Annotated in this window: 7 protein-coding genes; 1 reads left to right on the top strand and 6 read right to left on the bottom strand. The window is 40.3% G+C overall.

Annotation, left to right across the window (positions count from 1 at the left end):
* Positions 1-8: 8 nt before the first annotated feature.
* The gene (locus BB427_RS13940) at positions 9-2,534 is read right to left on the bottom strand and encodes a non-ribosomal peptide synthetase (protein ID WP_069021295.1); all 2,526 of its coding nucleotides are present in this window, start codon (positions 2,532-2,534) and stop codon (positions 9-11) included.
* A 700-nt stretch (positions 2,535-3,234) separates the two neighbouring features.
* On the opposite strand from BB427_RS13940, the gene BB427_RS13935 reads away from it, so the two are divergent.
* Positions 3,235-4,209: an NAD-dependent epimerase/dehydratase family protein gene (locus BB427_RS13935; protein WP_069021293.1), complete on the top strand. Its 975-nt coding sequence runs from the start codon at positions 3,235-3,237 to the stop codon at positions 4,207-4,209.
* Between the two features lie 593 nt (positions 4,210-4,802).
* On the opposite strand, the gene BB427_RS13930 is transcribed toward BB427_RS13935, so the two are convergent.
* From BB427_RS13930 to BB427_RS13910, 5 genes are all read right to left on the bottom strand, one after another.
* Entirely contained in the window at positions 4,803-5,948 is a 1,146-nt protein-coding gene (locus BB427_RS13930; RefSeq protein WP_069021291.1) for a LegC family aminotransferase, read from the bottom strand.
* 67 nt (positions 5,949-6,015) lie between these two features.
* Positions 6,016-6,831, bottom strand: coding sequence for a nucleotidyltransferase family protein (locus tag BB427_RS13925; protein WP_069021289.1), 816 nt, complete (start codon positions 6,829-6,831; stop codon positions 6,016-6,018).
* 257 nt (positions 6,832-7,088) lie between these two features.
* Complete coding sequence (locus tag BB427_RS13920; protein ID WP_069021287.1) at positions 7,089-8,093, bottom strand: Ldh family oxidoreductase; 1,005 nt, start codon at positions 8,091-8,093, stop codon at positions 7,089-7,091.
* A complete protein-coding gene (locus tag BB427_RS13915) occupies positions 8,093-9,310 on the bottom strand; it encodes an aminotransferase-like domain-containing protein (protein ID WP_175401284.1) in 1,218 nt (405 codons plus the stop codon). Before BB427_RS13915 ends, BB427_RS13920 begins: the two co-directional genes overlap by 1 nt.
* Before the next feature lie 33 nt (positions 9,311-9,343).
* Positions 9,344-9,829 carry a VOC family protein gene (locus tag BB427_RS13910; RefSeq protein WP_069021283.1) on the bottom strand — a complete coding sequence of 162 codons (486 nt, stop codon included), beginning with the start codon at positions 9,827-9,829 and terminating at the stop codon, positions 9,344-9,346.
* Between the last annotated feature and the right edge of the window lie 89 nt (positions 9,830-9,918).

The following is a 9,918-nucleotide window of genomic DNA, read 5'->3' as shown; positions in this document are numbered from 1 at the left end:
GGCCATATTCATTGATAACCGTTACGAAGTTGCTGGATTGCTTCAGGTAAAAGCGCTTCACCTCCAACAACAAAGACGTGCTCTACTTCACTTTTTTCTTTGCTGTCCGTCAGATCTAACAAAGCTGACACATGCAGCGGAGTTAACTTAAATAGTAGCGGCACCGAACTGCTCATTACACGCTCATACAAACGTGGGATCAAGCTTTTATCATCATGCAGAAGTTCAACGGATTTACCAATTAGAAGTGGGCCAAATAAGGACGTTACAGTCGCATCAAAATTGAGCGAAGTACTCACAACCGCACCTGAAATATTGGCCTCCATGTAGTCATCACATACATGAGAGAGGTAATTCATTACACTCTGATGCTCAAGCATAACTCCTTTGGGTATGCCAGTAGATCCCGATGTGTAAATAACATAAGCGAGATTAGAAGCTGTTAAACCAGCACTTTGAGCAGGAATATTATGCTCAGAACAACCGAGGAATAAAGATTGTGCATCCAAGGACACCGTTTTTCGAGATCCAAATTCAATTTGCTCAATAAGAGCTTGCTGTGTCAGAACCACTGACAAATTCGCATCATTCATGATTTGCTGCAAACGACTTTGAGGATAGTTGGGATCTAGTGGTACATACGCACCTCCGGCTTTAAGGATAGCCAGCATGCCAACAACCATATCCAAAGAGCGTTCAACACAGAGCCCAATCAAAGTATCTGGTGTCACGTGGTGTTCAGTTTTTATAAAATGCGCAACTCGGTTCGCTTGTTTATTGAGGTCATCGTAACTGAGTTGTTGACCTGAAAAAGTCACTGCCGGTTCATTGCCAAATGCAATGGCCTGCTTTTCAATGATCTCATGAATGCACTTGGTCCGCGGGTATTCTTTGTCGACACCATTTAGCATTTCGAACAACTGTTGCTCTTCAAAGCCGCTCAGCATAGATAATGACGTGATAGGGACATCGAGACTATCTAGCTTGGAGAGCGCTTCCAGTATATTGCACAAATGTTGGTTTAAACGGCCAATTGTATTTTCATCAAAAAGTGCTAGATCGTATTTCCAACGGCTCGTAACGCCGTTCTCATTCATAATAAGTTCGAGATCTAAATCAAACTTAGTGGTGATAATATCTGCGTTCAGAGGAACAATCGCTGTCTCCCCTCCCCGTCCATCTTTTAGCTGAGATTGCTCAGTCATACCATAGCTATTATTGGTATCCAAAATGATTTGGATCAGGGGCGAGTAAGCTGTGCTTCTGGGCACATTTAAATGATCAACAACTTGCTCAAACGGAATGTTCTGATTAGATTGTGCTGCGAGATTCACATCACGAACATGTGTGAAATACTTTAGCAGAGAATCATGTTCCGTGTTCACCCTCAAAGCAAGAGTATTAACAAAACACCCAATCAAAGGAGCTAGCTCAGGTTTCATTCTATTGGCAACAGGGGTGCCAATCACAATATCTGAACTATGACCGTGTCGCGCTAATACCAGTGCTAAAGCCCCATGTAATAACATAAACGGGGTTAACTCGTAACGGCGCACCAATGCGCGTAATGAATCCGCAACACAGGCTGGTAAATGCTTTATCAGTTGCTGCCCTTCATAGTGTTTTACTGCCGGACGTGTTTTATCTAAATTCAAGCTATGCAGCAAAGGGGCGTCTTTAAGTTGATTTTCCCAATACCGTAATTCTGTATCCAACCTCTCCGCTTGAAAAGTCTGTCGTTGCCAGCAAGCAAAGTCCGCGTATTGTACTTGCAAAGGTTCTAGTTCAGCTGACTTTCCATCAAGACAGGCTTGATATAGAGTGGTAAACTCTTTGGAAAACACTTCCATTGACCATCCATCTGACGCAATATGATGAATATTAAATGCCAGTACAGCTGAAAACTCTTCATCTACATCAGGATCTGTAAGTAATATAAAATTCGCTCGGATCATCAGGTCGCGCTGCAGATTAAAACTAAGCTGTGAATCCTGAGTTATGATATCCCACATCCTTGCTTGCTGCTCACCACCTTCAATTCCCGATAAATTATGCCGTGCAATCGTCACTTTTTGGGGTGGTAGAATATGCTGATATGGCGCACCATCTTTCTCATGGTAAACAGTTCTTAATATTTCATGACGATTCACGATCTCTTCGAGCGTCCGCTCTGCGGCGTCAATGTCAAACACGCCTGATATTTGAAAAGCCAGTGGCATATTATACTCAACACTGCCCTCATTAAGCTTATCAACAATCCAGAGTCTTTGCTGGGTAAAGGACAAAGGAAGTGCATCTTTAAAATTACGCTGCGGTATGGCTTCTGATGCGCTGTGTCTGAACTTCAATTCGGTGATATAATCAATAATATCTTGCTTATGCGCTTGGATCTCGCTTCGGGTGCTTTCATCGAGTTTATGTAAGGGCCCTTCCAAGACCAATTTCTGATTTACAAAATCAATCGAAATACCTTCATTATTTAACTTCAATAATAATGCTTTTGCGTATTCCGCATCCACTTGGTTATAGTCCATAACTAAATTACTCAATTTCTATCTGTGGTAAGTCTCAAAGTAACGACATCCAAACATATGCATTAGCGAAATTGACTCGACTCCTCAACAGAAATGTTTGAGCCTAAGCAGAGGTGTGAATTTGCGCATTAAGCACATCTCCAAAAATGCTAATATCATATTGTGATGTACATATGTGCTAACGGGTAGAAGCAACCATCGGAGCAATAGAATTATTGGTATCAATCGGACGGCAACTCAACTCGAGAAAATGAACATGAGTTTTAAATGCTTTATGTTAGATTTAAACGTCAGCGACGATCAGTCTATATGATAAGACTACAATAATCTAGATCCTTTCCCATTTCGCATGGAGAATCAATTCTGGGGGCTGCAACCGACAAGATGCCTTGTCCTAGATTGGCATATTCAAGCTAACAAATATCCTATCCTATCCCAATTGTATTGTTACTTTTGCTGTAATATACTGCTGCGCGAGCAACTAAAGGTGTTGCTTACTCTAATTCAATTTTGGTTAGAATATGGAAAAAGACATACCCATCGTATTAAAACTATATAGTTCAAAATCGCTTATACATAGGCTTTAATGAGAGTCATAATAGAATAACCCAACAAATATGTGTATCCGTGGGCATGTCATCCGTATTATTGAACCAGCCATTAACAATAAAACCTAAATCATTATTCAGGAATATGGATCATGGAAAAAATCTTAGTAACAGGTGGGGCCGGTTATGTGGGCTCGTGCCTTATCAGCCGCCTTTTAAATAAGGGATATGAAGTTATATGCATAGATAAATTGATGTTTGGTGGTGAGGCTCTACTAAACTTCTGCCACGATCCGAAGTTTACTTTTTATAACGTAGATTTATTAGATTTTGAGAAAGTAGATGACATTTTTAAGTCAAATAAAATAGATGCTGTTTTTCATCTCGCGGCAATTGTCGGCGACCCAGCATGCAAAGCGGAACCTGAGCTAGCCACCAAAGTAAATTTAGATGCCTCCAAGTTTCTCCTTGATAGCGCGATCCGCTATCAGGTTTCTAAATTTATATTTGCTTCAACTTGCAGCAACTACGGTAAAGCTGAAGGGTATGTTGACGAATCGAATGAACTTGCACCAGTTTCGCTGTATGCGGAGTTAAAAGTGGCGTTTGAGCGCTATCTGATGGAAAAGAAAACTGAAGATTACAATTTCACACCAACGGTACTCAGATTTGCAACTGTCTATGGCTTATCTCCTAGAATGAGATTTGACCTCACAGTAAATGAGTTCACAAAAGCACTAGCAAATGAAGAAGAACTGGTGATTTATGGTGAGCAGTTCTGGCGTCCTTACTGCCACGTTCGTGACTTTGCTAATGCGTTTACACTTGTATTGGAGTCCAAGCCAGAGTCAGTCTCCTACGAAGTATTTAATGTTGGCGATACGCAAGAAAACTACACTAAAAAAATGTTAGCTGACGAGTTATTGAAAGCTATCCCTGAAGCCAATATAAGCTATGTAGATAAAAAAGAAGATCCAAGGGATTATCGAGTAAACTGCGACAAAATAAAATCGCAGTTAGGCTTTAAAATTACTAAAACCGTACCTCAAGGAATTGCCGAAATTTTATCTGTAATTCGCTCTGAGGTAGTCAGCAATACCGAAGATAAGAAATATTACAACACTTAATGAATGTAGCGATTTCACATACCTTTTTATAGCCGAGTAACTTGCACCCTATTGCCGATACTCGGCTAAATAAAATGGCACATTGCATATTTTCACTTCTCTGAGTTCACCTCATTTATAAGCTACAATGACCAAATGACTTTCTGAGAATCATTTTTGTAAACGTAAAAAGACGCCTCAGAATACCGTCCAGCGTTTGCAGAGATAATATTAAGAGCCGTCAGTAGATACCTGTCAGCATGGTTTTATTTTGATGCAATACCATCAGATCTCACGCGTGAGTCTCAATTTAGTCAATCAATATGTACCGCAGTAAAATGATCTGACCGACTAATACACCTCATTATAAGAGTATTCTACGTATGACATTGCCAAGCGATATTGTTGGGGGTGGTTGAAAGTCAACGCCATCAATAATATTGGTATGATGTGTTCCAATACGTATATAAATATCACGTCATGGCTTCGTTAGCAGCTCGACTTTACATTCCTATAATAGTACCAGCTTGAAAAAGCATGCTTTTTCAAGCGAAGTGTATACCCAAACCGGATCTATGTTTAAACACCCATGGGAAATTGGGTCTTATCCAACACTAAATAACAGGGGTACTAGGAATATTAACGAGACGGGTTTCTAACCACTCTGACACCTTCAATTCACCTCGAAGTGCCGACTGATACATAGGTAAATGATGCATCAACTTCCATGCTGGCCTTACCATTACATCTTGTTCTGATGACATTTTCAATAATTGATCCCGCGCATGTTTATCAGGGCAAATTATCGCGTTAAGCCAGTAGTTAGAACGACATCCATGAGGCTCAACGACAAATTCAAACTCGGTACTATTAAAAAACCCACGATAATGATGTGCAAGTAATCGTTTTTTATCAATAAAATTATCTAACTGTTCCAATTGCGCGCATCCTAACGCAGCATTTAAGTTGGACATCCGATAGTTAAAACCAACTTCATCATGGTAGTATTCATAGGCATGTGGTGCTTTAGCCGTTGTTGTAAGGTGTTTAGCCCTAAGTGCGTTCGCCTCACTTTGGCAAAGCACCACCCCGCCAGAACCGGTTGTGATGATTTTATTTCCATTGAAACTCAGCGCGCTAAATGCGCCGAACGTTCCTGTATGTCTGCCACGGTATGTAGAACCAAGACTTTCAGCAGCATCTTCTACTAACACTATGTTCCAACGCTCGCATATCTCTGCTATTGCATCAATGACAACTGGGTGGCCAAAAGTATGCATGGGCACAACCGCGCGGAAAATTTGACCTGTCGTTTTGTGATAACAGTTTCCTTCAGCGTCAATGGCACCGAACTCTTGTAAATAATGTTCAAGTGCTATAGGACACATTCCAAGGGTCTCTTTGCTGACATCAACCAGTACAGGATCTGCGCCGATATAGCGAATAGCGTTGCACGTCGCGACAAACGTTAAGGCTTGAGTAATCACCAGATCGTCGGGCTTTACACCAGACAACAGCAATGAAACGTGCAGTGCAGCGGTGCCATTGATTGTCGCCACAGCTTTAGTCGCACCTGTAAAGTGCTCAAGCTGAGATTCAAATTGATTGACATAATTACCAACGCTGGATACAAATGTTGAATCAATTGTATCGAGTACGTATTCCTTTTCATGACCATTAAAAGTAGGTTGGTGTAAAGGAATAAATTCATTTGTTTTGTAGGTATCTTTAACAAAGGTAATAAATTGTTTTATTGCCATCTAAGGCACTCCATTCTCTAATTAGTCTACCTTTACGCAAACATAATTAGTGTATTGTTCAATAGCGTTAAATATTGAATAGCACATCATAATCTACGTTGGCCTTATGAAAATCTTGTTCTCGGCCTATGTCTATCCAGTAATCAGAAGTTGGGAAAACACTCACTTTATGTTTATCCAATAAAGACTGTAATAGAGTGGTCATATCGTAAAATGCATCTTCGGGGATCATCTTCAACAAGTCACCATTTAAGATATACATGCCCGCATTTACCATTTTCCTTTCTGTGGGCTTCTCATTGATATTGATGACTTGGGTGTCGTCGACATCCACAACCCCAAAAGGAACGACATATTCCATATTTTGCACACACATTGTTGCATCAGAATTCGTTGCCAAATGGAAGTACAGCATTTCTTTTAAATTTGTCTTGGTCAGAATATCACCATTCATTATCACCATTGGACCGTCGACTGGTTCTGTTAACAAAGATAAACTGCCTGCTGTTCCCATGCGTTTATATTCTTTTACATACTGTATGTCCACACCAAGCTTTTCCCCCTGACCAAAATACTCAATGATTTGTTCGGAGCGATAATTGACAGTGAAAATGAACTTTCTAAAACCTTCCTTTTTTAAGTTAGAAACAATTGTTTCTAATATGGGTTTCCCCCCAACGTTTAACATCGGCTTAGGTTGGTCTTTGGTAAGCTCACCTAACCGAGTACCAAGACCTCCCGCCATGATCACGACAGGAATATCTTCTTGTTTAGGCGTCGCTTCAGGTGAAAGCTCCCTTTGTTCGCATATCAAACCCTGGAGGCAGTCTAAAGCGCTTTCTTCTGGTGCTTGTAATTGAGTCGAGTAGCTGTCTTTTTTCATTGCAACCTACGGTGAATTAACTTGTCCAAACTAAAAAAATTTCGGTAACTTTCCAATTGAAAACCATAACTTGTTCATACTAAATTGTTTTATGTTCTTATGTTCTTATGTTCTTATGTTCTTATGTTCTTATGTTTACAATAAAATATTTGTCACCAATGAGTTAGATATAAGATCTTTTAAAGGTACCTTCTATGGCCTGTGTTAGCTTGTTATCATTTTTATCACCATAATCAATACATTCTTTGTGCATTGTTTCACAGGCTTTTATTAAACTCTTTTTTGTAACCTTCCAACCAAGCAGATTCTTCTTCTGAGGTTGGCACACCATTTATCGAGCGAAACTTGTAGCTTTCTGCTTCTTTATCCCCAGGCAGCGTAACATTATCGGAATGGGCTCGTGCTATCGTCATAAACTCACTCATACGGCGATAAAATATACCTGGCTCCATAAATGACGCAGGGTCTATGCAGATAAACGTACACGTGATTTCCCTTGGCTCATTAAAAGGTTCATCATATAAATGTGTTAGTTCGATATCATGTGGTCCTCCAGCGAGCAACGCCGTAAGGATTTGCACCATCATCCCCAACCCTGCACCTTTATAACCGCCCAAAGGAAGCAGAGCAAAGTCACCACTTGCCACATCACCTGACAACCAGTTATCCTGGATCGGCTCTCCTTGCTGGGCACATTTTCTTATTTTTGAGTATGCAACTTGACTAGTAGCCATATCCAAATTAAAAACATCGGATCCCAGTCCAGGCGCCGCAATTGCAATAGGATTTGTACCAAGAAATGCTTTGCTGGAATTATCAATACTGACAAGTGGGTCACTATTGGTCATACATATGCCAATTAGTCCTTTTTCTGCAGCTCTTAAAGTATAAACAGAAGCAGCGCCAATGTGATTCGTATTTTTAACTACCACACTGCCAATACCATGTTGCTCAGCAAGAGATTGTGCTTTTTCCATCGCAATTGACGCAGCAATGACCCCATTCGCATGGCCCGCGTCTAACAAGCTCGTTGCACGTTTTCTCTGTTCCCACTTAAACTCTGGTGACACACGGCTTCTACCATGCATAAATTCTTGAACATAGACAGAGAATAACCTTATCCCATGCGTATCGATCCCTCTTAAGGAGGTATCAACCAAACCACTCACTAAAAGATCAGCCTGATCCTTGTCAACACCTAGCTGAGCAAGTTTGAGATGCATAATCTTCGCTAACTCTTCCTTTTTATACGTTGTACTCATTACTGGTGACTCATTTTACTTAAAATATAAACACATAAACGCTCAGTCGCTGCTCGCAACTCTTCACCGGAGATATTACTGAACGCAATACGAATCGAATTGTTCCAATAATGATTGTTATCAGAAGTAAAAAAGCTCACAGGCATACAGATTACGTTCTGTGTTGAAGCACATTCTTCAACCTCTTTCTGAGTAAACTCAAATGGCAGAGTGATCACGAGAAAAAATCCGCCATCTGGCGAATTCCAACTCACACCTGACACTTTTTCAAATCGCTCTTGCAGTACATCTAATACAATGTTTCTCGCGCCCTTATAAGCTTTTCTAAGTTCAGCCAAGGGAGTATTTAGAGAGTAATCATGTTTGATAAGAAAACCCCCTACCACAGCTTGCATTAACTGACTGGTATTCACACTGATCATGCTTTTGGCTGCTTTAAGTGACTCGTAGCGTTGCTCCTGCTCTCTTGGGCATACTACATAGCCAATTCTCAAACCGGGCGCCACTGTTTTCGCAAATGAGCCAACATAATAAACTAAATTAAATTTATCGAGGGACTTTAAGGTGCCGGGCTTTGAATCACCAAAGTAAAACTGCCCATAAGGGTTATCTTCTATGATCGAAATCCCATTGTGATGGCAGAACTGAAGTAGTTTCAAACGCTCTGATTTTGTTAAACACATGCCTAATGGATTTGAGAAATCAGGATTAATATATAGCGCTCTTGGTTTTTTACCATTTTTAATAATGCTCTCAACTTTACTCTGTAAGCTTTGAAAGCAAATAGTTGAGCCCTGTGATGGGATAAGCTCCACATGTGTTCTCGTGATAGAGCAGGCGCCAGTAAAACCGATATAAGAAGGCTCAAAGACTAACAAAGTATCACTATCAGACTTGCAAAACTCTAAAGCGAGCAAAGTGAGTGCTTCTTGACAACCATTGGTTACCAAAATGTCTTCTGGTTTACAGACAATGTCTTCATCTTTGATGAGGCTTTGGCACAATAGTTCATTGATAACTCCAGTTGTACTACCATATTGACACAGCTGCTTTTCGATTTCGCTTCGATCTACGCGAAGCCTCTTTGCAGCAAAGTTGCAATATACATCTTGGTACTCTCTCATCAAATCAAGGCTAAAATTCCAGTCCAGCGGTCGACCAGAGGCTAATGATGTTGCCTTTGGATATTGACTGCTCACCTCATTTAAGAAATTCATTACTTGATTACTGTCGCTCATCATAGGCCTTTATTAATATGCATTCTGCGATTCAAGCTGTTTGAACAGCTCGTTTATACTGTCTTCATTAAAGTCATTTTCCCCAATCCTCTCTATATATTCGAACATCATTCCAGAATTGGTATCCCTGTGAGTAAACATCTGTTTCAAGCCAGGCCCCTTAATAATACTGGTTGAGAACTCAATTCCTCTGACCAGCAGCGTCTCCCTCACTTTTTCAATATTTTCTACTTTAAATGCAACGTGTTGTACCCCGGGGCCAAATTCGTCAATAAACTTAGCGACTTGAGATTTTTCTCCGATAGCTTCAAGTAAGACAATAGAAAAATCGCCAGACCATAGTACTGCCGATCGCATTCCCGAATACTCACCTTTGGTTTCTCGAGTTACATCTAATCTGAACCCCAAAGTTTCTGTATAATATTGGATGCTCGATTTTAAGCATCTGACTGCGATAGCAATGTGATCTATCTTACTAAACTCAGTGTTAAGTATCATTTAGTACCCATCAAAATTTGAAAGTGAAAAACACTACTTGTAATTCTATTTCTAGTGCTACTAAGACTGAATTTTGAAGCCATTAACGT

The organism is Pseudoalteromonas sp. BMB (assembly GCF_001709235.1).
GTDB classification, from domain to species: Bacteria; Pseudomonadota; Gammaproteobacteria; order Enterobacterales; family Alteromonadaceae; genus Pseudoalteromonas; species Pseudoalteromonas maricaloris.
The sequence above is the reverse complement of the archived record's forward strand: the minus strand, read 5'-3'. Positions and strand labels throughout refer to the sequence as shown.

Coding starts and splice junctions, on each gene's coding strand:
- BB427_RS13925 (WP_069021289.1), bottom strand. CDS start 6,831: ATGAAAAAAGACAGCTACTCGACTCAATTACAAGCACCAGAAGAAAGC.
- BB427_RS13910 (WP_069021283.1), bottom strand. CDS start 9,829: ATGATACTTAACACTGAGTTTAGTAAGATAGATCACATTGCTATCGCA.
- BB427_RS13930 (WP_069021291.1), bottom strand. CDS start 5,948: ATGGCAATAAAACAATTTATTACCTTTGTTAAAGATACCTACAAAACA.
- BB427_RS13915 (WP_175401284.1), bottom strand. CDS start 9,310: ATGAATTTCTTAAATGAGGTGAGCAGTCAATATCCAAAGGCAACATCA.
- BB427_RS13935 (WP_069021293.1), top strand. CDS start 3,235: ATGGAAAAAATCTTAGTAACAGGTGGGGCCGGTTATGTGGGCTCGTGC.
- BB427_RS13920 (WP_069021287.1), bottom strand. CDS start 8,093: ATGAGTACAACGTATAAAAAGGAAGAGTTAGCGAAGATTATGCATCTC.
- BB427_RS13940 (WP_069021295.1), bottom strand. CDS start 2,534: ATGGACTATAACCAAGTGGATGCGGAATACGCAAAAGCATTATTATTG.